This is a genomic window from Psychrobacter immobilis (assembly GCF_904846065.1).
Lineage (GTDB): Bacteria > Pseudomonadota > Gammaproteobacteria > Pseudomonadales > Moraxellaceae > Psychrobacter > Psychrobacter immobilis_H.
In genome coordinates, this window is record NZ_CAJGZV010000001.1 from 883,810 (window position 1) to 908,526 (window position 24,717).

Annotated in this window: 19 protein-coding genes and 2 tRNA genes; 8 read left to right on the top strand and 13 right to left on the bottom strand. The window is 43.6% G+C overall.

The features are described from left to right. Positions 1-77 precede the first annotated feature (77 nt). Both JMW64_RS03830 and JMW64_RS03835 read left to right on the top strand, forming a co-directional pair. Entirely contained in the window at positions 78-1,301 is a 1,224-nt protein-coding gene (locus tag JMW64_RS03830) for a hypothetical protein (protein WP_201553436.1), read from the top strand. 284 nt (positions 1,302-1,585) lie between these two features. Continuing rightward, positions 1,586-2,374, top strand: coding sequence for an MBL fold metallo-hydrolase (locus tag JMW64_RS03835; RefSeq protein WP_201553445.1), 789 nt, complete (start codon positions 1,586-1,588; stop codon positions 2,372-2,374). A 63-nt stretch (positions 2,375-2,437) separates the two neighbouring features. On the opposite strand, the gene JMW64_RS03840 is transcribed toward JMW64_RS03835, so the two are convergent. The 4 genes from JMW64_RS03840 to JMW64_RS03855 form a co-directional block, all read right to left on the bottom strand. Beyond that, a tRNA-Lys gene (locus JMW64_RS03840) sits at positions 2,438-2,513 on the bottom strand. A 159-nt stretch (positions 2,514-2,672) separates the two neighbouring features. Next, a tRNA-Lys gene (locus tag JMW64_RS03845) sits at positions 2,673-2,748 on the bottom strand. Between the two features lie 401 nt (positions 2,749-3,149). After that, positions 3,150-5,099, bottom strand: a complete 1,950-nt coding sequence (locus JMW64_RS03850) for a MacB family efflux pump subunit (RefSeq protein WP_227675939.1) — start codon at positions 5,097-5,099, stop codon at positions 3,150-3,152. Positions 5,100-5,297: 198 nt separating this feature from the next. After that, the gene (locus JMW64_RS03855) at positions 5,298-6,641 is read right to left on the bottom strand and encodes an efflux RND transporter periplasmic adaptor subunit (protein ID WP_201553449.1); all 1,344 of its coding nucleotides are present in this window, start codon (positions 6,639-6,641) and stop codon (positions 5,298-5,300) included. 167 nt (positions 6,642-6,808) lie between these two features. Here JMW64_RS03855 and JMW64_RS03860 point away from each other — a divergent pair, with 167 nt between their 5' ends. Beyond that, positions 6,809-7,282: an Imm63 family immunity protein gene (locus tag JMW64_RS03860; RefSeq protein WP_201553451.1), complete on the top strand. Its 474-nt coding sequence runs from the start codon at positions 6,809-6,811 to the stop codon at positions 7,280-7,282. Here JMW64_RS03860 and holA read toward each other — a convergent pair. From holA to leuS, 3 genes are all read right to left on the bottom strand, one after another. Then, positions 7,256-8,329, bottom strand: coding sequence for a DNA polymerase III subunit delta (gene holA / locus JMW64_RS03865; protein WP_201553453.1), 1,074 nt, complete (start codon positions 8,327-8,329; stop codon positions 7,256-7,258). The two genes, JMW64_RS03860 and holA, sit on opposite strands and share 27 nt — an antisense overlap. A 58-nt stretch (positions 8,330-8,387) precedes the next feature. Continuing rightward, positions 8,388-9,107 (bottom strand): LPS-assembly lipoprotein LptE, encoded by a 720-nt coding sequence (locus JMW64_RS03870; protein WP_227694046.1) that lies wholly within the window; start codon positions 9,105-9,107, stop codon positions 8,388-8,390. Between the two features lie 73 nt (positions 9,108-9,180). Continuing rightward, on the bottom strand, positions 9,181-11,868 hold the full coding sequence (leuS, locus tag JMW64_RS03875; RefSeq protein WP_201553461.1) for a leucine--tRNA ligase: 2,688 nt from the start codon (positions 11,866-11,868) through the stop codon (positions 9,181-9,183). A gap of 143 nt (positions 11,869-12,011) precedes the next feature. On the opposite strand from leuS, the gene JMW64_RS03880 reads away from it, so the two are divergent. Together JMW64_RS03880 and JMW64_RS03885 are read left to right on the top strand one after the other, a co-directional pair. Further along, entirely contained in the window at positions 12,012-12,623 is a 612-nt protein-coding gene (locus JMW64_RS03880) for a hypothetical protein (protein WP_201553463.1), read from the top strand. Between the two features lie 38 nt (positions 12,624-12,661). Next, positions 12,662-13,033, top strand: coding sequence for a Spx/MgsR family RNA polymerase-binding regulatory protein (locus tag JMW64_RS03885; protein ID WP_201553474.1), 372 nt, complete (start codon positions 12,662-12,664; stop codon positions 13,031-13,033). Positions 13,034-13,064: 31 nt separating this feature from the next. Here JMW64_RS03885 and JMW64_RS03890 read toward each other — a convergent pair whose 3' ends face one another. From JMW64_RS03890 to JMW64_RS03915, 6 genes are all read right to left on the bottom strand, one after another. After that, positions 13,065-13,298 carry a hypothetical protein gene (locus tag JMW64_RS03890; protein ID WP_087815830.1) on the bottom strand — a complete coding sequence of 78 codons (234 nt, stop codon included), beginning with the start codon at positions 13,296-13,298 and terminating at the stop codon, positions 13,065-13,067. 12 nt (positions 13,299-13,310) lie between these two features. Next, positions 13,311-14,225 carry an acetylglutamate kinase gene (gene argB, locus JMW64_RS03895; RefSeq protein ID WP_055124537.1) on the bottom strand — a complete coding sequence of 305 codons (915 nt, stop codon included), beginning with the start codon at positions 14,223-14,225 and terminating at the stop codon, positions 13,311-13,313. 82 nt (positions 14,226-14,307) lie between these two features. Continuing rightward, positions 14,308-16,086 carry a phosphomannomutase/phosphoglucomutase gene (locus JMW64_RS03900; RefSeq protein WP_201553476.1) on the bottom strand — a complete coding sequence of 593 codons (1,779 nt, stop codon included), beginning with the start codon at positions 16,084-16,086 and terminating at the stop codon, positions 14,308-14,310. A 90-nt stretch (positions 16,087-16,176) separates the two neighbouring features. Further along, positions 16,177-16,641, bottom strand: a complete 465-nt coding sequence (gene dut / locus JMW64_RS03905; protein ID WP_045444733.1) for a dUTP diphosphatase — start codon at positions 16,639-16,641, stop codon at positions 16,177-16,179. Positions 16,642-16,767: 126 nt separating this feature from the next. Beyond that, on the bottom strand, positions 16,768-18,171 hold the full coding sequence (gene mgtE / locus JMW64_RS03910; RefSeq protein WP_083475673.1) for a magnesium transporter: 1,404 nt from the start codon (positions 18,169-18,171) through the stop codon (positions 16,768-16,770). Between the two features lie 112 nt (positions 18,172-18,283). Beyond that, the gene (locus JMW64_RS03915; protein ID WP_060490569.1) at positions 18,284-20,317 is read right to left on the bottom strand and encodes a UvrD-helicase domain-containing protein; all 2,034 of its coding nucleotides are present in this window, start codon (positions 20,315-20,317) and stop codon (positions 18,284-18,286) included. 901 nt (positions 20,318-21,218) lie between these two features. On the opposite strand from JMW64_RS03915, the gene ndhC reads away from it, so the two are divergent. From ndhC to nuoC, 3 genes are all read left to right on the top strand, one after another. Then, positions 21,219-21,842 carry an NADH-quinone oxidoreductase subunit A gene (ndhC, locus tag JMW64_RS03920; protein ID WP_055124534.1) on the top strand — a complete coding sequence of 208 codons (624 nt, stop codon included), beginning with the start codon at positions 21,219-21,221 and terminating at the stop codon, positions 21,840-21,842. Positions 21,843-21,962: 120 nt separating this feature from the next. Next, positions 21,963-22,631, top strand: coding sequence for a NuoB/complex I 20 kDa subunit family protein (locus JMW64_RS03925; RefSeq protein WP_025653094.1), 669 nt, complete (start codon positions 21,963-21,965; stop codon positions 22,629-22,631). A 245-nt stretch (positions 22,632-22,876) separates the two neighbouring features. Further along, on the top strand, positions 22,877-24,652 hold the full coding sequence (gene nuoC / locus JMW64_RS03930) for an NADH-quinone oxidoreductase subunit C/D (protein ID WP_201553478.1): 1,776 nt from the start codon (positions 22,877-22,879) through the stop codon (positions 24,650-24,652). The last annotated feature ends 65 nt before the right edge of the window (positions 24,653-24,717 follow it).

Here is a 24,717-nt window from a genome sequence, read left to right on the forward strand (position 1 = left end):
CAATGTGTATTTTAGTTGTTTTTTTGTTAAATAAAGTTTAAATTATCTAACAATACTATTCGTCCGGAATTTTTATCGTGAAAACACTTAATAAGAATTTATCACTTAGTTTGTTGATTCTACTGACAGGCAGTCTAGTAGGTTGTGGCGGATCAAGTGGCAGCGATAATGCTGCTTCTAACGAACAGATAAATACTGAAAAACCGAAACCCGAAAAACCCAAGCCAGAAAATTCAAAACCCAGACCTGAAATACCGAAACCTGAAGCAGTAGAGCTAAAAGATACTTTGACCCTACCTTCATTACCTCTCAATAATAAGCCATTAGATATTGAAGCTAATAATGACGGATTGAATGACCTTAAAACAGGAATATTTGATATTGACATTGGTCGCTACGAGGATAATAACCCGCAGGGTTATAGCTGTACGGACAAGAATCGAACATATTGTACTTTTGTTAAACAGTACAAGCTGGACGAAAGTTTAAATAAAATTGTTGAACGCCATTGGATGTATGAGCCTGCATTAAAGCAATGGCTCTCAGTCAGTGATGGTATTACGGAAGACTTTTTTTATAATAGATACTTTACTGGAGATACTCTAAGCTACAATGGCAAATGGGGCAGCCGCGACGAACTTACGTTTCCTGATTATAGAAGTGATTTTAAGGTAGGCGCGGGTAAGCTGATTTTTGATAAAGGCAGCTCAAAATATGACGTTATTATTAAAGCGGTAGGTCTTCCGGGCGGGGCTAAAAGATACAATATCGACTTTATTTTAACGCAAGGTGAGGTAATAACGCTTGAAGATGTGGATTTTTTCTCAGGAAATAATCAATCAGGAGATGCCAACAAGTATTCAACATTAAAAGCGTATCGTGACGCTCACTCAAAAATTGAAGATTTGGTTTGTGCGCTTAAATTGAGTAACAGTGGACTGGTCTTTAACAAAGACATTCTTGGTGCTACTTTGTATAATATACAACCAGTTTGTACTTATGCCATCAATTATAATGTTTCACCTCAAATACTAGAAGAAGGCGTCAAAACAGTAGCTGGGAAAAAAGTAATTTATCTAAATAACCCCACTGATATGTCATTAGAGGCCTCTAAAAATACCAGTGAGCAGCAGTATCTGATGGCAATTGCATTGGGTAGTGATGGAGTTGCTCAAATGGGCCGAGCATATCAACCAGGGTTTGGCTACTCTTTAGAAACCCAGATTTATGATAGAAAAGGAATTTATCAGTATATGGAAATCACCAGTGACGATAAAGAGGCATTGGTTTTACCATTCTAATTTAAAAACAGCATGAATTAATAGGCAGTAAAAACTCAAATAAAAACCTAACATTAATGTTAGGTTTTTGCTTTTTAGCCAATGATGATTAAGCCAAAAAAAGAGCTAAGAAGCAAACCTATTTCAGATAAAGCCCATCTCAAGAAAAATAGTCACAAGCGTTCACTCAAAGTCATTACAAGTTGAATGGTGGGCGCTATACTAAATCCTATTAAGGCGCATTAAAAGCGCCTCCTATAGTAGGGATACTATAACAGTGAGCAATCATGTAGCAGGGAATGCAAATGAGTTTATGTGAAATTATACGTTTAGAAGGATATATCCAAAGTACTTATCTTGCGGTATATCCAGATAAAATCATGCTGCTGGACGGTGGTTGCCGCCCTGATGTAGCGATGGTATTAGATTATATTAGAACGACGTTACAGCGACCAATCAGCGATCTAAAAGTCGTCGTGGTGACCCATATGCATCCTGATCATGCAGGCGGCGCTCATCAATTTAGAAAAGAGACGGGCTGTATCATTGTTTCGGCAGAAAAAAAGCATCAATGGTATCGCGGTATCGGTGGGCATGCCATGCATTTTGTGGATATAAATCTTGCGCATTATGTGGCCAGACGTCAAGGTCGCTCCCTTAAAAATCTGTATTATCCTGCCCATCTTACGCCTGATATTATCGTTAAAGATGGGGATAGCGTGCCAAAATTTGATGAATGGCGAGTACTGGAAACACCCGGTCATACAGATCGTGATTTATCTCTATTTCATATACCAAGTCGGCAAGTCTATACGGCAGATTTAATTATCAAACTGCGTCATAAGTTCGTGGCGCCTTTTCCTATTTATGATCCTAAAGTCTATATTCAGTCACTACAAAGAATAAAGGCGTTAAAACCTTCTATGGTCATGATGGCACATGGATGTGAGCTGGCAATCGACGCAGAAACGTTTGATATGCTGATTACGCAAGCACCCAAGCATCCACGGACGATTAAAGACACGATTAAGCATAAGCTACTGTGGCGAAAAGACGCTGACTTCACTATTTTTAAACGAAACCGTAAAAAATAAAGTGAAATTTTAAACAAAAAAAAGCCCAGTCACTATTAACATAATGACTGGGTTTTCTAAATATGGTGGGCCGACCGCGACTCGAACGCGGGACCAATTGATTAAAAGTCAACTGCTCTACCAACTGAGCTATCGGCCCTGAAGAGTATATAAAAAAGCATGGCTTTTTTAACTCTGCAAGTGAATTTACAACTTCGTAAATTCGGTGAAGTTTTCTAAAAGAAAGCTTCTTAAACTTTGTTACTTATTATGCCAATACCTGATAGGGCAATGTACATAACAAGCATAATACTAAATATGGTGGGCCGACCGCGACTCGAACGCGGGACCAATTGATTAAAAGTCAACTGCTCTACCAACTGAGCTATCGGCCCTGAGCGAAGATAAAATGAAGTAGTACTTCATCTGAGTGCAAGAGAATTTACATTTTCGTAAATTCTAAAAACTCTATACCTTTACTAGGTTTATATCTACTACAAGATAAATTTCCTTGAAGGCAAACTTATTAAAACTAGACATCTAAAAAATGTCTTTAAACTTAATTTTTAATATTAGGTTAATCAACATTAAAAGAGGCATTAAGTTTGTTTCAACGTTTAAAGAATTTCTATCCCTAAACGTGAGAGCACATTATATACACTATCAGGACAATTACAACCCCGTAATATAAAAAAAGTGCAATTAATGCGAAAAAATGCGTTTTTTTATATAATTTGGCTTATTGGTGGCTGTTTCATGGCAGTAAATGCCTATTTAAAACGTCAGTCGCGACGTTTTAGTCCCTAGACAGTGCTTCAACAGGATCTAATTTAGCAGCATTACGCGCTGGCAAGAATCCAAATACGACACCAATCAGTGTTGAACATATAAATGCAGCAATGATAGAGGTTGGTGAGTAAATCACTTTAAAGCTATCACCAGCAAAATTATTAATGATTTCACCAATAGCAAAGGCCAGTCCAATACCTAATAAGCCGCCCAAAATACAGACGAGTACGGCTTCTATCAAAAACTGCTGCATGATATCGTTTTGACGAGCCCCAACTGCCATACGTACACCAATTTCATTAGTGCGTTCCGTGACCGATACTAGCATAATATTCATCACACCAATACCACCAACGATCAATGAGATAACAGCAACCGATGAGATGAGCAGTGTCATAGTACCTGTCGTTGATTCAATGGTCTGACGAATAGAATCTGAGTTAATAATATTAAAATCATCTTTACCATGGCGACCTTCTATTATGTCGGAAATAGCTGACTCAGCTACACTAGATGAGACACTATCATCTAACAGTGCTATAAAACTATCAATATTTGCACTACCAGTTATACGTGACATCACAGTGGTATAAGGCATATATATGACAGGTGTCGTGCTACTTGGTCCAAAGCCACCGTCGCTTGCCTCAAGGACGCCAACCACGCGTCCAGGCACACTACCGATGAGTATGACTTCTCCGATAGGGTTATCTATATCTGCAAAAAAAGCACTCTTGGCATTGTCATCGATAATAATATCTTGACTGCGAAGGTCGATACTTTGCGAATCGAAACCTTGACCTAATGCCAGCGTCTCACCAGTGACCTCTAGATAATACTCACCAACACCATTGATGGTCGAGTCTTCCTGCACGCTGCGATAGCGTACACTAGAGCTGGTATTGACTTGAGGGCTCACATTGATAACATACGGTTGACTGCTGACCGCTTCTGCATCTTCTGGTGTGAGGTTGTCGTCATTATATTTACGTCGCGGGTCGCCTCTAGGGTAGCCGTCATTGACGGTGATGGTATTGGTTCCTAGCGAGCTAATATTTGCGAGAATTTGCTGCTGAGAGCCTTGACCAAGACCAACGATAGACACAACCGCAGCGATACCGATGATAATGCCTAACATGGTCAGCAAGGTGCGCATCTTGTGTGCACGCATGGCAAGTAAGGACATTTTAAAAGCTTCGAGCAAACGATCCACAAAACTGCCAAAGGCACTTTTACGATGTCCACCGAGGATAGATTCTGGGTGTTGAGTTGTCGGTTTATAATGCTCAGTTTTGTAATCTGCAATGACGTAACCATCTTTTAACTCAATAACTCGTTCGGCTTGGGCAGCAAGTTTGGGATCATGAGTGACCATGATAATGGTATGACCTTTAGCATTTAGATCATGTAAGATCGCCATCACGTCTTCGCCAGATTTGCTATCTAGTGCACCAGTTGGCTCATCTGCTAAGATAACATCGCCACCATTCATCAGGGCACGAGCAACAGAAACACGCTGCTGTTGGCCGCCTGAGAGCTGGCTAGGACGATTATTTACTTTTTCACCAAGACCTAGATCAGTCAAGAGCTTTTCTGCGCGATTGATTCGTGCCTCAGTGTTCATACCAGCATATACGGCAGGGACGGCAACGTTATCTTTAGCGCTAATGTCACCAAGCAGGTGGTAGCGCTGAAAGATAAAGCCAAAATGCTCTCGGCGTAACTCAGCCAATTCATCTGCCTCTAGCTTGTTTGCTGATTGGCCATAAATCTTATAGTCACCTGCTGTCGCCTGATCTAAGCAACCCAAGATATTCATTAGTGTAGACTTACCAGAGCCAGATTGCCCGATAATCGCGACCATTTCACCTTGATTAATCGTTAAATTAACCTCGTGCAATACGCGAATGGTTTGCTCTCCGGCAGCAAACTCTCGAATAATACCCGACAGCTCCATAATTGGCTTGTCAGCGGTAGCTGCAGTATTGATATTATTCGGTGATTTGGTTTCTATCGAAGCACTAGTGCTGTCAGTCGGCTGTTTAGTAGATTGAGATATAGTCATAGCAATGTCTTTAATCAAAGATAGTGAGTGTCGTGAGAAAAGGGCTAAGTTGCTCAAGCCCTTTTATCGTTAACATAGTCAAAGAATTAATTACATCCTTGGAGTACCAGGTATACGAGTACCACCACCACCACCACGGTTACCTGGAGCTTTGGCACTAGCTTCGCCGATGATGACTTGCTCACCTTCTTCCAATCCGCTTAAAATTTGCGCATTTACTCGGTTATCAATGCCCACTTCTACTGTGCGAGGTTCTACTGTGCCGTCATCATTTAGTACGCGTACAACCTTGCTGGTTTTTGCTTGACCTTCAGTTTGATTTCTCGCGGGTCTTTCTTGTATGGCTGCTGATGGTACAAGTAGGGTATCTTTGGCTTGATCGATGATGATATAAATCTGGGCGGTCATATCAATACGAAATAATCGCTCAGGGTTAGCTACTTCTACGTAGCCAACATAGTAGATTGCAGAATCGGTTGAGCTGGTCTTGCTAATTTCCTCGGGTGCCGGCTCAATAGCTGTCAGTGTCGCATCATACTGCTTGTCTGGATTACCGATGATATTAAAGTAGGCGGGCATACCAGCATTGACATTGATAACATCGGCTTCGGAGATTTGTGCGTTGATTCTAACAGTAGACAAATCTGCTAAAGTTACGATGGTCGGGGCTGTTTGATTGGCATTGACCGTCGTGCCTTGCTCTGTGGTCACTGAGACGACAGTACCTGATATTGGCGCGCGAATCGTTGTATAGCTAAGGTCTTCTTGAGCCGTTGCGACATTGGTTTGAGACTTTCGTAATGCTGCTTGTTGGCTATTGATGTTTGCAGTGGCTGTTGCAATGGCGGCTTGTGCTGTATCAATAGCAGCGCGGGCATTGGCTACTGATGCCTGAGCGGTAGCAACCTTTGTCGCTTGCGTATCATAATCCTGCTGCGATATCGCATCGATAGCCAGTAAGCCTTGCAAGCGCGCAAAGTCAGACTGTGCTTGTTTGAGCTCAGACTGACGGCTGGCAAGATCGGCATAGGCACTTTTTAGACTCGCTTGTTTGCTTAACGATTCTGCTTGCGCACTTTGTAGCGCGGCTTCACTTTGCTCAAGACTGGCTTGTTCATTGCTCAGGCTGTTCTTCTGAGTCACTTGATCAATCTGTGCAATCAAATCGCCTTGTTTCACCTCGTCACCCACTTCTACATAGAGGTTTGTGACCTCACCAGAAACCTGTGCACCGACATCGACGGTATTAAGTGCTTTAACTTTACCTGATGCCATGACATTGTTTTCGATATCACCAACCTCAACAGGTGCGGTTAAATAACTGGGTTTTTCTTCCTCTGGTTTTAAAAAAGTATAGGCCAAAGCCCCTAATGCTACGATGATTAAGGCGATGACACCCCATTTGATAGCAGACTTTTTGCTTATTTTGCGCATAACAACAATCCAGTCACAATGAAATCAAGTGTACATATAGTAGAGGCTTGAAGTCCAAAAGGGAATGGTAATTAGTTTAAGAAAGGTTAAGGTGGTTTTTTTAAAAAATATAATAATCTGAACGTAGGTTAGGATAGTAAAATTCTTCATATTGAAACAGGGGTTTTATGATGTTAAATCATCAGCAAGTTCAAGATATAGTTAATGATTATGGTAGAAAAATAGGGTTGAGTACCAATGATGTGATCTTAAGAAAAAAGCCATCTGGATTCGGGGAACCACATTTAGAGATAAGTGATGACTATTACCATTATGTAGTATGTGAACGAGGTAGCGAACTCACTAGAAAGTCTTCTAGGGACGTAGATGATTTTATCTATAGGTTTTTTGAGACGACAACTTCTATGATAGCGAGTGAGTATCAACAGCAAAACACTGTCATCGGTGAGGATCAAAGAATAATTTGCTTTCGTAAACAAATCGAACTTATGACTAAATTAAGCTATGAGTGGGGTAAAAGAAAAGAGGTTGATATATCAGAAATTTTACAGAACGCTCCTTATTCAGTTAACAAAATTACTTGGCTAAATAAGTTATTGAATTTTTTCAACCAATCAAACGGCAAACAGCCGCTTACCTGACAACTCAAGCGCTGCCTGCAATAATAACTCCCACGCTGGCTGACGCACGAGTCCTTTGATGGCTTGGTCACATTTATAAAGCAGGGCAGGCCATTCAGCCGTTTGAGTTTTTGACTGGCGACGGCAAGCTTGTTGGTACAACCCTTGTTTGCTACGCCAAATACCAAGCGCTTGCGGATCTTGCCCATCCATCAATTGCATAATTTGCCGCATGTCTTTACTAACCGCCCATAATACCAAGGTGGTTGGCTCGTCGGTGGCTTTCAGCTGAAACATGATTTTGGCGACTTGAGTGCTGTTACCGGCAAGCATGGCATCCGATAAATCAAAGACGCTAAACTGTGCATCACTGACCAACGCGGCTTGTAAATCCTTAATGTCTAAGGCAACATTGTTTGGAAGTTGTGTAGAATGGTCAGTCTGTTGACTAGCTTTAATATTCTTAGCGACTAGCTGCGGCGCAAATAAATAGGAGAGCCGCCATAAGGTCTGATAAGCGCTTAGCAGATGGTGCTCAGTATGCGACATAAGCAGCTGCCAGGCTTCTTGCGATAGCCGTAAACCAAACTGCTGAGCTTGTATTTGCAGTAGCTGCTGTCGTTGCTGCTCATTATATAAATTGCAATCAATGACATGACCATATTGAGCAAATGGCGTAAACCACTTGCTGCTCTGCGCTCGCTTGTCTTGTTTGGGCGTGAGCCATAATAAACTATGACTGTGCGTCCCTGTTTGAGCTTCAACGGCAAAGCGCTCAAGCTCAGTGATGACCGCCTTGTCAGGCTTATGGTTACCCGTCACGATGAGTGCACTGGCATCATCAAATAAAGACTGGCTACCAAGCTCTGACAATACTTCTTGCCAGCTCTTGACTGATATCAGCTCAATACGCTTGATCGCGTAATTCTGCGCGCGCCAATGTGGTCGCAGGGCATCGATGAGCCATTGACTGAGTAGTGGCTCATCACCATGCGCCAGCCACAAGCCCGCGACTGCAACGGAAGGCTGTAGTAGCTTTGGGTAGGCTTGTATAAAGGTATCTTGCATAGGGTAATAAGTACACAGATTGATGAAAATAAACGTGGAATGTGTCGTGCATTCTACATTATGGGTTTGGCACTACCACCGCGATCGACGTTGAGCCATTACCGCTTTGCACAGATTGTCTGACTCCAGAAGAGCTGACCTTTGGTAGGGAGATGGCGACATATTGATCAGTAATTCGGCGTGCTAAACTGTCATAGAGCCAGTCACGAATTTGATCGCCTTGCTGATCATCAGTGCTCACCGACGCTTCATTATATTGATAGCTACGCTCGACTTGGATGGGGTTGCTTAGCGTAATTGGTTTGCCATTTTCCATGGTCTGATAGCTGACATCTGCTGAAAGTACCAAGCGTATCTCTGTCAAGACACCGACCAGCTCATAACGCTTAAAACGCACGTTATTGATGGTGATAGCGGCAATGGGTTCAGCACTTGCTTGTTTGTTATTGCTCGCAACATCAGCTGCTGTCATGTTGTCAATGACATCCACACCTAAAGTTTTTAGGCGTCTTGTCAATGGCAGCTTAAGCGGAAATGAGGTGCGATTGTCTTCGAGAATCACGGCTGTTTTGGCGACATCAAGCAGCATTGGTGCGTCATAGCCACGTAATTGAAAGCCGCAGCCACTAATAGCTGCCGTTGCACCTAGTAGCGTAAACATTGGCAGGGCAGTCAGAAAAGCCGCCGCCAGTTTTTGTCCGTTTGATTTTTTGGCAAAAGCGTCTTTTTTGCTTAAGCTGGCTTTGGGGGACTGACCTGCTCGATATTTATACGACATAATCGCTATCCTAATATTATAAAAAGGCTCAGACTAATCATTAAACTAATAAAAAGTACTGAGCCTAAAAAATCTAGCCTACCACCACGATGTTTACCAGCTTATTAGGGACGACGATTTCTTTTTTGATGTCGCCAGTCAAGAATTTTGCCACACTTTCCATTGAACGTGCTTGTGCTTTTAGCTGTTCTGGATCGCTATTTGGGGCTACGTCCATTTTACCGCGCATTTTACCATTGACCTGTACCACCATCGTGATCATATCTTGTACCAGAGCATTTTTATCAACTTCTGGATAATTCAAGGTAACGGTATCTAAACCCAATTGCTCAAGTAAATGTTCACCAATGTGCGGCGCATATACGGATAGCATAATCAGCAGATCCGTCAATGCCTCATGCTGTACCTGTAGGTCTTGCTTGCTATTGGCCTTAAAGCCAGTCAGCTCGTTGGCAAGCTCCATCAAACTTGACACAGGCGTGTTTAATGCCAAACGATCACCCAAATCACTATCGATTTTAGCAATGGTTTCATGGGTTTTACGGCGTAAGTTTTTGGCTTCTTTGCTTAAGCCATCAGTGTTCAAAGCTTCATTGTTCAGCGTCTCGATACTTAGGTTCGCGGCAGTAAGCGCTTGCATGTGTTCAGTAGCAATACGCCATACTTTTTTGACGAAGTTATAAGGGCCTTTGAGCGCATCATCCGACCATTCTAGCGTTTGATCCGCAGGCGCGGTGAAGAGCGTATAGAGACGAACGGTATCAGCGCCGTATTTATCGATGGTAATTTGCGGATCGACACCGTTGTTTTTTGACTTAGACATTTTTTCGATTTTGCCAATGGTGACGGGCTGCCCATCAGATTTTAAGATGGCTTTAATCGGTTGACCACGTTCGTCATAGTCGATATCAATGTCTTCTGCAAAATAGTAGGTGGTACTGCCATCCGCATTTAGGCGATAGAATGTCCCTGCCAATACCATGCCTTGCGTCATCAAATTAGCAAACGGTTCATTTCCTGACACCAAGTCTTCATCACGCATCAGTTTATGGAAGAAGCGTGCATAAAGTAGATGCATTACCGCATGCTCAACACCGCCGATGTATTGATCGACAGGCAGCCACTTATTGGCGGCAGATTTATTGACCATGCTTTGCGCATCATTTGGGCTTGCAAAGCGTGCATAGTACCAGCTTGACTCCACAAAGGTATCAAAGGTATCGGTTTCGCGCTCAGCAGGATTACCGCATTTAGGACATGTCGTATTGACAAACTCTGGAATGTTTTTTAACGGATTTCCGCGACCATCAGGAACGACATCAGTCGGCAAGACAACGGGCAAATCTTGCTCTTCGACAGGTACGGTGCCGCAATGCTCACAGTTTACCATTGGGATAGGACAGCCCCAATAACGCTGGCGAGAAACACCCCAATCACGGAGACGGTATTGGATTTTTTTCTTTGCAAGCTCTTGTGGTTCTAGTTTGGTCAGCATCGCTTCAAATGCTTGCTCAAAGTCTAAACCATCAAATTCACCTGAATTGACCAAAGTATTGCGTTCGGTATAAGCACGATTAATCTCAGTATCGTTCGCCTTTGCATCTGCTTCCAACGCATCGAAATAGCCGACAGGGATATCGATGACTTGTTTAATGGGTAAGCTGTATTTAATCGCAAATTCATAATCACGCTCATCATGAGCAGGGACAGCCATCACCGCGCCTGAGCCGTAGCTCATAAGCACATAGTTGGCAACCCATACTGGCACTTCTTCGCCAGTGAGTGGGTGCGTGACCGTAAGACCAGTAGCCATGCCGATTTTTTCAGCTTTAGCTAGGTCTGCTTCTGCAACTGAGCCTTTCTTGCAAAGCGCACAGAATTGCGCAATCGCTTCATCATGCTCAGCCGCATACTGCGCTAGCGGATGTTCGGCGGCGACCGCCACATAAGTCACACCCATTAAAGTATCAGGGCGAGTAGTGAACACATCTAAGGTATTGGTCTCGCCAGCAAGCTCATAAGGGAAGTGTACTTCCATGCCTGCGCTACGACCAATCCAGTTGCGCTGCATGGTCAATACTTCTGATGGCCAGTGACCTTCTAGCTGATCCAAATCATCGAGCAATTCGTCTGCATAATCGGTGATATTGAAGTAATACATCGGAATGTCGCGCTTTTCGACCGCAGCGCCACTACGCCAGCCTTTACCATCGATGACTTGCTCGTTGGCTAAGACGGTATTGTCAACAGGATCCCAGTTGACTGTCGACAGTTTTTTGTAGACTAAGCCTTTTTTGTATAGCTGTAAAAACAACCATTGTTCCCACTGATAATACTCAGGGCTACAAGTGGCAAATTCACGTGACCAGTCGATTGATAAACCAAGCAGTTTAAGCTGCGCGCGCATGCTGTCAATATTGGCAAACGTCCATTTGGCAGGTGGCGTCTGATTGGCAATCGCCGCGTTTTCTGCTGGCAAGCCAAAACCATCCCAGCCCATAGGCTGCATGACCTCATAGCCCTTGAGGCGATAGTAACGGCTCAGTACATCAGAGATGGTATAGTTACGCACGTGACCCATATGCAGCTTACCGCTTGGGTAAGGGAACATCGACAGCATATAGCGACTTGGCTTATCGCTTGGCTCATTGCTCACTTCAAAGCGTTTATCAGTTGCCCATTTGGCTTGCTGCGCCGCTTCTATCGCTTGTGGGTTATAATGATTATTTTCAGCTTGGTCAGATGTCACAGTATTGCTCATAGTTGGCTCGAGATTGAATATTTTGATAAGAAATTAGATACGCTAGAATAGCGCAAATCGGCAAAAAATGCGATGGGGCAGCGCAATAATAGAGCAGTATTAAATACTATATAAACACTTATGGACTTACAGTAAGGCTAGGCATGCAAAAACTAAAAAAAGGGCAAGTATTAACATATCCTATTGATTTGTATTTATCAAACAAACACATATTATTAATTTTGGCTTTGGGGTTGTTGATTTTTCCGCTGTATTATTACTGCGTACCTATAATGCAAGAGGAGGGCGGTTGGGTTGCCGTCATAATCTTGTTGTTACTTATAATACTTATCGTTTTAGGAGTAATAGTGTCATTACTGGCTTTACTTAGCGGTAAACCTGCCTTACAGATCAGTACGAATGGACTAACCATTTTGCAAGTTCTACGCAAGTCAAAACAAAAATCTGTGTTGTGGCGTGATGTTGAGTGTATAGATATAAGTTATCAGGTTTATGGTAGAACAGAGACTTGGGCATTGGTTATTCAACCAAAACAAGGTAAGGTCATACAGTATCCGTTAAAAACTATGAGGTACAAAGATACGCTACTCAATGAGATGGAGATTTATCATATTGTTAAACTCGCTTTTGAAGGAAAGCCTGCCATACATTATCAGTCGATTGAAATGGAAAGAATAAAGCTGATTACTAAAAAAACCAAATGGCTATTATTAATTATTTTTATACTGTTATCGCTCGTTTATTTTTTTCAGTAAATAAGCATTTAATTTATATTTGACGTTGAGGAGTCTCTATGACCATCACTATTTACGGTATCAAATCGTGCAGCACCATGAAAAAAGCCTTTACCAAACTAGACGAGCTCGGTGTCAGCTATGAATTTCATGATTATAAAAAACAAGGTATCGATAAAGATAGCGTTCAGCGTTGGGTAGCTAAATTAGGCATCGATAAAGTGCTTAATAAACGCGGTACGACATGGCGTAAGCTAGAAGATGCTCAAAAGCAAGCGGCTGATGCTAGTCTAGATAACGCCATTGATTTGCTCGTAGAAAATACCAGTATGATTAAGCGTCCGATAGTTGAAGGTGAGCTGACTGATAAAAATAGGATTATACTACTATGCGGTTATGATGAAGCTGAGTTTGATAAAGTTTTTTCGTAAAAGAATACGGCTACCATCAATAAAGCCCGAGCTAAGAACCTCTTAGCTCGGGCTTTATAACACCTAAAATAAACCAAATCACACTTGCGAGCCATATAAGCAAGACGTAAAAGCGAATTTGTTCAGCATTCCAATCTAGTGCAAACCAATTAATGAGGAAAAATGACTTCCACCCTTCTATCCATTTTGCGCCACCATAGCCAATAATCCACCAGCAATATAGGCTTTCTAAGATAAAAAGCAGACACCAAAGCCATAATGCCATGATTTACTCCTGCTACTCGGCCAATGATGAACCTAAATCACGACTGATTAATGTACCAACCCCTTCATTGGTAAAAATCTCTAACAGTGTGGCATGAGGCACGCGACCATCGACGATCACCGCGCTTTTTACACCGCTACGTACCGCATCAAGTGCACATTGGATTTTGGGAATCATGCCGCCTGAGATAGTGCCGTCTTCAATGAGGCTGTCGACTTTCTTTGGTGTGAGTCCAGTCACGACTTCGCCGTCACGACCCAGCACACCTTTGATATTGGTTAGAAGCATGAGCTTTTCAGCTTGTAAGAATTCGGCTACTTTACCTGCAACCAAGTCGGCATTGATATTGTACGTATTGCCTTCGCTATCGACCCCAAGTGGCGCGATGACGGGAATAAAGTCAGAGGCAATGAGCATGTTAATCACGTCTTTATTGACACTGACCACATCACCGACAAACCCTAAATCTACGGGCACAGCAATCCCATCTGCGCCAATTTTTTCCATCATCAGTTTTTTGGCTAGGATTAAATTGGCATCTTTACCCGTCAAACCGATAGCGCGGCCACCGTGCTTGTTGATTAAGCTAACAATAGATTTGTTGACACTACCACCCAAAACCATCTCGACAATATCCATGGTGCTTTTATCGGTGACGCGCATCCCATCGATACGGTCTGACTGACGCCCCAACTCTTTTAACAAATTATCCACTTGTGGACCACCGCCATGCACGACCACGGGATGAATGCCAACGGTTTTTAACAAGACGATGTCGCGGGCAAATGAGCTTTCAAGCGCAGGATCCGTCATCGCATTGCCGCCGTATTTGACCACGATAAGCTTATCGACAAAGCGCTGGATATAAGGCAGCGCTGTGGTCAATACTTCAGCAGTGTTTTTGGCATCATCTAAATTAAGCGTCATTATAAACTCCTAAGTTATGGTATTAAAAAATCATATTTTTATGTGACAGCAACTACTTTGACGGTAACTGTTTTGATCAAAACTATTCGGCAGGAATAGCGACAATTTGTTCCGCTAGTTTTTTATCAAATGGGCGACATAAAGCGGCAAATTTTGCTTGGATGTCGCGTAAGTCTTCTATGCTATCACCAGCAAAGCGTGCGGTAAGATTGTGACTGGTGTTTGATTGGCGGAGCACCCCAAAACCATGGTCGAAATCCAAACGCACGCCATCAATACAGCTCAGCTTCGTCCCCACTGGCAATAAGCATTTGGCTTGCTTGGACGTCATATATTGCCGACTCATCGAACAACGGCAAAGCGATGGCTGGCTAGTAGCTATCCAATGATCACCAGAATCTTCTGCCACGGTCGCTTCCACGAGCTGGCGTAAATACTGACAAAATTTGGTCAGCTGTACGACGAGAGCATCGTCTTTTCTAAGGGTTTTAGGCATCGGCAAATAATGATCCGCCGTACTGACCATAGCAGGCAATTGCTCTGTAATATCAGTCAGAGATTTTTTACCGTGAGCATCGTAAGCCGCTAGCCAATGCAGCAATCGCAAGGCCGCGTACATGGCGTCATCATAAATAATAAAGCGGCTATCGTTAAATATGAAATGCCCTGACAATTCACCTGCAAAGACGATTTGACCAGCAGACTGCTGCATCTGTCGGCGCATAAAGCTGCTGCCCGTTTTACTGAGCACAGGTGTTGCGCCAAGCTCAGACAAGAGTTTCGGTAGATGATGGGAGCATTTAATATCAAAAAGGATTTGAGAGGGCAGTTGTGAATGGCCTCGGCCTTTAGAACACAGCGATTCGGGGTGTTCGGTCAGTGCTACTTGCGCTAATAAATATAGCAAGTGATCGGGCGTGACAACTTTACCGCTATTATCGACGATCATTAAGCGATCGCCATCGCCATCAAAAGCGATACCTATATCTGCTTGATGTTGACGCACACTTCGCTGTAATTGTTTAAGACGGTGTGGTTCAGTGGGATCAGGATTGCCAGAGGGAAAACTGCCATCTGCGGTGTCATTAATCATGATGACCTGCTGGCAAAAATGCTCAAATAAACGCTGGGCGATATTACTGGTCGCGCCATGCATGCAGTCTATGACCACCACCACATCAAGGGTGCCAGATGGTTGTTGGTTATCTTTGAGAAGTGGTTTATTACAGGGATGGATTTGCTTAAAGACTTGAGCGATAGCCTCAATATAAGTCGTCGCGACTTGTGCATCAGATAAATTGAAAGGTTGATTACAAATAGATTTAGCAGTTGTATTTTTCAGCGTATTTTGAGCATCAACCTGTGCTTGAGCGTGATTGAGGTGGCAAGCATAGGTAGACCGTGTTTTTTGCCAAAGCAACTGAATCTCTGCATGGCTCGGAGATTGATGGTTGACCAACCATTTAATACCTAAAATGTCTTTAGCAGAATGACTGGCGGTAACGATGATGCCATGACCAGAATATTGCTCTGCCCAAAAAACCATCATGGGGGTAGTAATTAACCCCAGCTGGATAACTTGTAAGCCATATTCAGTCAGTATATTAGCCAATCTCTGAGCGATAATATTACTACCGAGACGCACATCATAACCAAGCACAATGACGGTTCTTTTGCGGTCGATACTTGGTTTTGGTAGGCAGACCTTGACAGGAGCTGCGGTTGAGTTGCAATCTGCGGCACTATAAAGCTGAGCAAATGCCTTGCCCAATGCTTGAATAAAGTCAGTGGTAAAATGCTGGCGTGAACCACGAATATCATAAGCACGAAATAAGCATTGCTGCGCAGCAAAAGACGGCATCGCTTACTCTCCTTATGGCGTGATTCACGTGATGGTGATTTTGTGATGACTAAAGTACAATTAAAATGGCAAATCAGTAATGATAACTAATTACTGGCGGCCTGAATGTCCAAAGCCGCCTGCACCACGTGCACTGGTATCACTAAACTCTGATACCACTTCAAACTCAGGGCGGGCAACGGGTACGACGACATATTGTGCCATACGTTCCGCAGGATTCAACACAAAGTCTTCATTACTACGATTCCAAATACTGACCATCAGCTCACCTTGATAATCGGCATCAATCAAGCCAACCAAATTACCCAAGACGATACCGTGCTTATGACCGAGACCTGAGCGCGGTAAAATCATTCCTGCAAAGTTAGGATCTTGGATATAAACCGCCAAACCAGTACCAATTAAATGCGTGGCACCTGCTTTAATCGTCAATGGCTCATCAATACAAGCGCGCAAGTCGATACCAGCGCTGCCATCAGTGGCGCGTGTCGGTAACGAGAACGCTTTATCTTCAGTAATTTTGGGGTTTAATACTTTAACTTGTACAGCTTGCATAACGCACTCACTTAACGGTTGGATAGTTTCTAAATAATATTGTTTCTAAATAAGATAATTTCTAAATAATATTGCTTCTAAATAATATTGCTTCTAAATAATATTGTTTGAACGTTGGCTATGTGATTATAGTATCAACACACTTGCCAAACCCAAGAATGACATAAAGCCGACGATATCTGTCACGGTGGTTAAAATAACCGAGGCGGATAGGGCAGGGTCAATATTCATGCGTTTTAGGAGCAGTGGAATACTAATGCCCGAAACGTTAGCAGCAGTCATATTAATGGCAATGGCAAAACCAATGACGGCGCTAATTTTAATGTCATGAAACCATAATTGGGCAATAATCGCCATGATTATCGCCCATATGATACCGTTTATCGCACCAACCCACAGCTCTTTATTTAATAACCACAAACGGTTGGAACCACCGATTTGACCCATCGCCATACCACGAATAACCACTGTCAGAGTTTGTGACCCAGCAATACCGCCCATACTCGCGACCACAGGCATGAGTATCGCTAGCGCCACCACTTTTGCCAGTACCGCCTCGAACTGACCAATCACAGCGGCAGCCAATAAGGCGGTACACAGGTTAATACCTAGCCAAATACTGCGGCTTTTAGCACTGGTTAAAATAGGCGCAAACAGCTCTTCATCTTGGCTGACACCCGCGAGGTTTTTCATGGTGCTATCAACATCATCTTGGATAATTTCCATGATGTCCTCGCCATTTAACTGACCGACCAACTCACCATGGCTATTAATAACGGGGGCAAAACGAATGTCCTCTGAGCGGAAAATCGCTGCGGCATCTTGGATGTCTAAGCGATCATTAATGGTGATGGCGTTATCAATCAATTCTGAGACTAAGGTAGTTTGATCATGTTTAATCAAATCGACCAGACTGAGCAGCCCGAGTAATTGTTGGCTTTGATCGACGACCAGCAGCTCTTGGCTTTCATCATCGAGCAAATCGTCATTTTCTCGTAGCCAGTTCTGTACTTCTGCAAGGGTGATATCATCCCTGATCTGAATGAGGTCAGGATCCATGTAACGCCCGACTTCCCAGTCAGCATAGGTATCGAGCTTATTGACCTGCACTCGGATGTCTTCATCCAAGGTTGCCATCACTGAGGTACGCACACTTTCGGTGACGGTGTCTAAAATCTCAGAGATGTCTTGCGCATCAAGGTCTTGGGTAAATAAGGAAATATCTTTCGATGAAACGTTTTCTAACAGCGGCTGGCGTGTATCAAACTCTAACTCGGCAAGTACTTCGCCTTTGATGTTTTCTGGTACTTGTGCCCAAATCAATAAGCGATTTTGGCTAGGGAACGATTCTAATAGGCTCGCAATCTCATATTTGGACTGCTTTTCTAAAAACTCAGTAATCGCCTCGTATGCCTTGTCAGCAACCAAACTTTGCAGGTATAAAAGCTTATATTCGCCGCTATACTCTGCCGGATTATAATCTCCCTGTAGCGTAGATGGTCTTTCCTGATCAGGCATAGGGGTAGGCATAAAGGTTCCAAAGTTTTTAGAAAGTATAAATAATAACAAACACTAAAATGTCGAATAAGTGCTAATTTCTCATGTCGCTAACTGGTGATGCTCTCAAGCGTTGAGCCTAACGCTAACGATTACCCAATAAAGCGCGAATATTAGCCAAGTATTCATCAGCAACAGCTTCTGGGTCTTTAGTCGCTTTTTTCTTTTTCGCCTTGGCTGGCCAGTCGATATGCTCTTCTGGTAACTCATCTAAAAAGCGCGATTCAGAAGTGACACGCATCTGACCGCCCGCACGGCGCTGAGTCGCTAGTGTCAATGTCAGCTCTCGACGCGCACGAGTAATGCCGACATACATCAAGCGCCGTTCTTCTTCGACCGTCTCGCTTAGGATAGAATTGCGGTGCGGTAGCATTTCTTCCTCAAGCCCCATGATATACACAAAATCAAATTCCAAACCTTTTGCTGCATGCAAGGTCATCAAGTTAACCTTGTTGGTGTTTTCTTCTTCTTGCTGTTGCTCGAGCATATCCAGCAACACCAGCTTACGAATGATAGTATCAATGGTGCGATCTTCGTCTTCTTCGGCGCGATTAATCAGCGATTGAATACTAGTGTAGAGCATATCAATATTATCGATACGGTTTTTTTCTTGTTGCGGCGTTTTGGCGTCGCTACGCACAAAGTCGATATAACCCGTTTCATCAATCATTTGGCGGACGATAGGCACAGGGTCAGGATGCTGATCGAGCTCACGCGTATAATGTTCAATAAACTCACCGAACTCCTTTATCGTACCATAAGCCTTCGACGGTAAAACATGCGCGAGCCCTGCATGCGTACAAGAAGCGAGTAGCGAGATGCTATGCTCTTGTGAAAATAAGCCTAACTTCTCTAGCGTTGCTGGCCCCATTCCACGCTTAGGCGTATTGATAATACGTAAAAACGCACTGTCGTCTTCAGGGTTCAGAATCAAACGTAGATAGCCCATGATGTCTTTGATTTCACTACGCGCAAAGAACGACTGACCACCCGACAACTTATAGGGCACTTGCAGTTGACGCAACTGCGCCTCTAGCATGCGCGCCTGAAAGTTACTGCGATAAAGAACGGCATATTGCTCCCACTCATTACCGAAACGCAGTTTATGAGTGACAATCTCTTTTGCCACACGCTCAGACTCATCATCATCATTACGACAGTTAATAATGCGAATTTTTTCGCCTTGACCTTTATCTGACCAGAGTTTCTTTTCAAATAAATGCTCGTTATTGGTAATAACAGCGTTGGCAGAGGTCAAAATACGCGTGGTCGAGCGATAGTTTTGCTCAAGCATGACGATTTTGAGTTTTGGGAAATCTTCTTTGAGTAGCGCCATGTTTTCCGGTTTTGCACCGCGCCACGCATAGATAGATTGATCGTCATCGCCAACGACGGTAAAACGCCCTTGCGGTCCGACTAAGTATTTAATCATCTCATACTGGGCGGTGTTGGTATCTTGATATTCATCGACGAGTAAGTAACGAATACGGTTTTGCCATTTATCGCGCAGCTCTCTGTTTTCACGTAATATCTTGGTCGGCAGGACAATCAAATCATCGAAATCAACGGCGTTATAAGCACGCAAATTGCGCTCATATAAGGCATAGAGGGTCGCAAAAATCATGTCTTCTGGATCGTCTAAGGTTTCCATCGCCTTATCCGGTTCAATCAGATCGTTTTTCCAGTCAGAAATCATTTTAATGGCTTTGCCGACCAATTCACGACTTTCAGCGCCGCTTAAATTATCACGCATCATCAGCTCCATCAGCAAACGCTTACTGTCGTCACTGTCCATGATGGAGAAGTTACCCTTGAGTGGTGTATGAATCAGCTCATAGCGCAAAAACTGTAGCCCAAATTGGTGAAAGGTAGACACCGTCAGCCCGCGAGTTTTTTCACTCGGCAGCAATTTACTGACACGGGCTTTCATCTCGCGCGCCGCTTTATTGGTAAAGGTCACCGCGGTGATACGCTCGGCTGGCATGTTGCATTCTTCGATTAGATAGGCAATCTTGCGGGTAATCACCGATGTCTTACCGGAGCCGGCACCTGCTAGCACAAGCAATGGACCGGATACGTAGAGCATCGCTTCTTGTTGTTTGGGATTAAGTTGACTCATAAGGTGACCTGTAAGACAAAAGCAAAAAGAAAGCAAAAAAGGCGAGTGTTGATATCAAGCGTTGCTCAGTGAGATAAAAACAGCACGTATGAGGCAGATCGATAGCGCAAAATGGCAACATAGCATTATAGTTGGTTGCATCATCTCAATATCAAAACATAGCGTCGATAAGGTTAATCAACCTATCCGCTAATCACGCTCATGACCATTAATATTTTGTGACAATTAATCAAGAGAGCCATCGTTAAAACAGCCGCTGATACTACCATGCAATTAGGCGGGTTATTATAAAGCAAAAACTGTCACATTGGGGAGGAGTTCAAGGATCGGCACCCAGTAAAAAAGCGTTAATTTTTCGTGACTTATACTATATATACTAGCGTCCATTCAAAAATGTGGATTTGGGCTTAATATAAGGTAACGTCTATATCATAATTCATGGCAAAAAAAACATGTTTCTTTCACCTATAAAGTGACCGTTCAATACAGTTAAAAACTAGCTTTTAGGCACTGATATGCGTATAGTACGTAAATAATTTATGCCAGTTGTCTCGTCATTGTTGACCACGTGTAATGAGCTATTAAATCAATTAAATAAACTATCGAATATGATATTGATTTAATACGTTGATCTTACGTTGTTAGAAGATGCGTTAGGCGACCAGCCTTTCTCCGTTATACATCGGAGTATCTATAGTTGGTCATGTCTGACATCGTCGTCAATAAGCTTGATAATTGGTTATTACCAGCACAGTATCTATATGAGCCATTGAGTTATTAAGACCCAATGGCAGTTACTTTGTGTTTTCGTCTGCGTTATGCCAGTCGCTATTACCACTCTATAGTTTGTGAGTATGCGCGCTGCGCTTGACACTCGATTGGGTGAGGAGCACGTATTATCATGTCTGCTTTTAATTGGTCAGCCATTGCTTTTATCTTAGCCGCCATTGGGCTAGTGGTCTTTATGCTGGTTGTGCCGCGTTTGCTTGGCGGTCGCTCTCAGGGCTCACAAAAAGAAGAAGTATTTGAAGCGGGTGTTGTCGGAGCTGGCAACGCCCGTATTCGTTTGTCTGCCAAATTCTATTTGGTGGCAATCTTCTTCGTTATCTTTGATTTAGAAGCACTATATTTGTACGCTTATGCTGTTTCAGTACGTGAAGCAGGCTGGCTGGGCTTTGCCGCTGCCGCGATATTCATTACCATCTTGATTATAGGCTTGGTATACGAGCTCAGTCTGGGTGCGATGAATTGGGCACCATCGGACAAGCGCCGCAAGCAACCACGTCTATATGCAGCTCCAGCAGGTTTTAATTTGGCAGATATTACGCAGTTTGATGGCGTCGATGAGCTGATGGTCGATCCAACTGGCAAGATACCAGCCCAGTCTTCAGGGCAGATTAATGTCTCGAACAATATCGAGACCAACCGTCGTCACTTGCAAAATATCGATCATATTAATACTACTGGTAATGTGACTTCCATGGATTTTGCTACATCTGCGCAACAAGACAAAGTCAAACGCTAATTGCTTTTGACGGTCTTGTGGCACATTACTGCAAAATGGTCGCTTATTAATAATAGAAGTTAAGGCGATAGTGAAAGCAAGATGATTGCTGCGCTTCGCCTAATATAAAGGTTGTATGTTATGAAATACACATTAACAAAAGCCAACCCTGATGCAGATGTCTATCCTGCACAGACCAGTCAAACGGTCAATGATCCAATCGAAGACGAAGTGAATAAAAACGTCTTTATGGGTCGTCTCGAAGACCTCGTCCATTCAACAGCAAACTGGGGGCGCAAGCACTCACTTTGGCCATTTAACTTTGGTACCTCTTGCTGTTATGTCGAATATGCCACCACCCTAACCGCCGTTCATGATTTGTCACGTTTTGGTGCCGAAGTCATTCGCGCGTCGCCCCGTCAGGCGGATGTGATGATCGTTGCTGGTACTTGTTTTGTCAAAATGGCACCGGTTATTCAGCGCCTGTATGAGCAAATGCTTGAGCCAAAATGGGTTATCTCGATGGGCGCCTGTGCCAACTCTGGCGGTATGTATGATATCTATTCGGTCGTGCAAGGCGTGGATAAAATTATCCCTGTTGATGTCTATGTGCCCGGTTGTCCGCCGCGTCCAGAAGCGTTGATCCAAGGCTTGATGTTGCTGCAAGAGTCGATTACTAAAGAGCGTCGCCCGCTAGGTATTCATGTCAATGATCAGGGTATTTATCAGCCACAAATGACGCCTGAGCGTGACCGTAAGCAAGCAGATCGTATCGCTGTGAAAAACTTGCGTAGCCCAGACAGTATTTAATCAGCGAGCCTGTAGCCAAACTGCATGTGATAAACAGCATTTAGGCATAAATTATTTGGCTATATCATGTTTTAGTTTGGCTCAATCATACACAATCCGTAAAAGTGCTCAGTACGCATATATTCATCGTAGTTCGCTTATGTTTAGCGTAGTTCAGTTATGATTAACATGGTTCAGTTATGATTAATGTAGCTCGGTTAGGCTCAACATAGCTCAATGATGATTAATGAAGGAATACATCATTCATGGTCACGGTAGTCGAAAACATAGATCCTAACATTAAGCCTGTTCCAGCGGTTATCACCGAGCTGGAGCAGAAGTATGCCGGTAAGTTTGTCGTGCAGCACACTGTGGATGAGATTCCAACGGTTTGGGTGGCACGTGCTGATTTGCTGGATATTCTTCTATACCTGCGTAAATTACCCCAGCCATACGTCATGCTATTTGACTTGTCAGCGATAGATGAGCGTCTGCGTCAGCATCGCCAAGGGTTGCCTGACAGTGACTTTACAGTGTTTTATCACCTAATGTCGCTTGAGCGTAATAGTGATGTGCGTATTAAAGTCGCGCTGAGTGAAGACGATGTCAATGTACCGAGCGCTACGCAGATTTGGCCAAATGCCAACTGGTACGAGCGTGAAGTGTGGGACATGTTCGGTATTGTCTTTACCGGTCATCCGCATTTGACCCGTATTCTATTACCAAAATACTGGGAAGGTCATCCACTGCGTAAAGAGTATCATGCGCGTGCAACGGAATTTACCCCGTACTTCTTGAACACTGCCAAGCAGCAATACGAGCAAGAAAACTTGCGTTTTGTCCCAGAAGAGTGGGGCATGAAGCGTTCAGGTCGTGATGAAGACTTTATGTTCTTGAACATCGGTCCTAACCATCCTTCTGCTCACGGTGCATTCCGTTTAGTACTACAGCTTGATGGTGAAGAAGTCGTCGATTGTATCCCTGATATCGGCTATCACCATCGCGGCGCAGAGAAGATGGCTGAGCGTCAAACTTGGCATTCATTTATTCCTTATACCGACCGTATCGATTACCTCGGTGGCGTGATGAATGAGCTGCCGTACATCATGTCGGTTGAAAAGCTTGCTGGAATTACGATTCCACCGCGCGCTGAAACCATTCGCGTGATGATGAGCGAGTTTTTTCGTATTACCAATAACTTACTGTTTGTTGGTACGTTTATTCAGGATGCGGGCGGCATGACCCCGGTATTCTATATGTTTACCGATCGCCAAAAAGCCTATGACGTCATCGAAGCCGTGACTGGCTATCGTATGCATCCTGCTTGGTTCCGTATCGGCGGTACGGCTGCTGATCTGCCACGTGGCTGGCAGCGTCTGGTTCGCGAATTCTTGGATTGGATGCCAAAACGCTTGGACGAATATGTCAAAGCGGCATTGCAAAATAGCGTGCTCAAAGGTCGTACCCAAGGTGTTGCGCAGTATAATGCTAAGCAAGCACTTGCTTGGGGCGTGACGGGCGCTGGTCTGCGAGCGACAGGCGTTGATTTTGATCTGCGTAAAGCGCGTCCATACATGGGCTATGAGAATTACGATTTTGAAGTGCCAGTGGGTTACAACGGTGACGCTTATGATCGCTGTATGGTCAAGGTCGAAGAGATGCGTCAGTCGTTACGTATCATTCGCCAGTGTATGGACAATATGCCACAAGGCCCTTATAAAGCCGATCATCCACTCGCTGTACCACCGCCAAAAGACCGTACCTTAAACGATATTGAAACCTTGATTAATCACTTTATCTCAGTATCTTGGGGTCCTGTGATGCCAGCGGGCGAGTGTACGACAATTGTAGAAGCGACCAAAGGTTTGAACAGCTATTACATCACCTCAGATAAGGCGACGATGAGCTATCGTACCCGTATCCGTACGCCGACGTTTGCACATTTACAGCAGATGCCATCGGTGATTAATGGTTCGCTCGTTTCTGATGCCATCATGTATTTGGCATCGATTGATATCGTAATGGCCGACTGTGATCGTTAGTACCGTGATCGCTAATACTTTAGTCTAATGCTTTGATCAGAAAATTATCGTTATTAAAGAAATAC

What these genes read in the sequence shown, in the direction of transcription:
- JMW64_RS03925 (WP_025653094.1), top strand. Translation starts at nt 21,963, where the DNA reads ATGAAATACACATTAACAAAAGCCAACCCTGATGCAGATGTCTATCCT.
- JMW64_RS03900 (WP_201553476.1), bottom strand. Translation starts at nt 16,086, where the DNA reads ATGCCGTCTTTTGCTGCGCAGCAATGCTTATTTCGTGCTTATGATATT.
- ndhC (WP_055124534.1), top strand. Translation starts at nt 21,219, where the DNA reads ATGTCTGCTTTTAATTGGTCAGCCATTGCTTTTATCTTAGCCGCCATT.
- JMW64_RS03850 (WP_227675939.1), bottom strand. Translation starts at nt 5,099, where the DNA reads ATGGAGCTGTCGGGTATTATTCGAGAGTTTGCTGCCGGAGAGCAAACC.
- JMW64_RS03870 (WP_227694046.1), bottom strand. Translation starts at nt 9,107, where the DNA reads ATGTCGTATAAATATCGAGCAGGTCAGTCCCCCAAAGCCAGCTTAAGC.
- JMW64_RS03835 (WP_201553445.1), top strand. Translation starts at nt 1,586, where the DNA reads ATGAGTTTATGTGAAATTATACGTTTAGAAGGATATATCCAAAGTACT.
- holA (WP_201553453.1), bottom strand. Translation starts at nt 8,329, where the DNA reads ATGCAAGATACCTTTATACAAGCCTACCCAAAGCTACTACAGCCTTCC.
- JMW64_RS03890 (WP_087815830.1), bottom strand. Translation starts at nt 13,298, where the DNA reads ATGGCATTATGGCTTTGGTGTCTGCTTTTTATCTTAGAAAGCCTATAT.
- JMW64_RS03880 (WP_201553463.1), top strand. Translation starts at nt 12,012, where the DNA reads ATGCAAAAACTAAAAAAAGGGCAAGTATTAACATATCCTATTGATTTG.
- dut (WP_045444733.1), bottom strand. Translation starts at nt 16,641, where the DNA reads ATGCAAGCTGTACAAGTTAAAGTATTAAACCCCAAAATTACTGAAGAT.
- mgtE (WP_083475673.1), bottom strand. Translation starts at nt 18,171, where the DNA reads ATGCCTACCCCTATGCCTGATCAGGAAAGACCATCTACGCTACAGGGA.
- leuS (WP_201553461.1), bottom strand. Translation starts at nt 11,868, where the DNA reads ATGAGCAATACTGTGACATCTGACCAAGCTGAAAATAATCATTATAAC.
- argB (WP_055124537.1), bottom strand. Translation starts at nt 14,225, where the DNA reads ATGACGCTTAATTTAGATGATGCCAAAAACACTGCTGAAGTATTGACC.
- JMW64_RS03855 (WP_201553449.1), bottom strand. Translation starts at nt 6,641, where the DNA reads ATGCGCAAAATAAGCAAAAAGTCTGCTATCAAATGGGGTGTCATCGCC.
- nuoC (WP_201553478.1), top strand. Translation starts at nt 22,877, where the DNA reads ATGGTCACGGTAGTCGAAAACATAGATCCTAACATTAAGCCTGTTCCA.
- JMW64_RS03885 (WP_201553474.1), top strand. Translation starts at nt 12,662, where the DNA reads ATGACCATCACTATTTACGGTATCAAATCGTGCAGCACCATGAAAAAA.
- JMW64_RS03915 (WP_060490569.1), bottom strand. Translation starts at nt 20,317, where the DNA reads ATGAGTCAACTTAATCCCAAACAACAAGAAGCGATGCTCTACGTATCC.
- JMW64_RS03860 (WP_201553451.1), top strand. Translation starts at nt 6,809, where the DNA reads ATGATGTTAAATCATCAGCAAGTTCAAGATATAGTTAATGATTATGGT.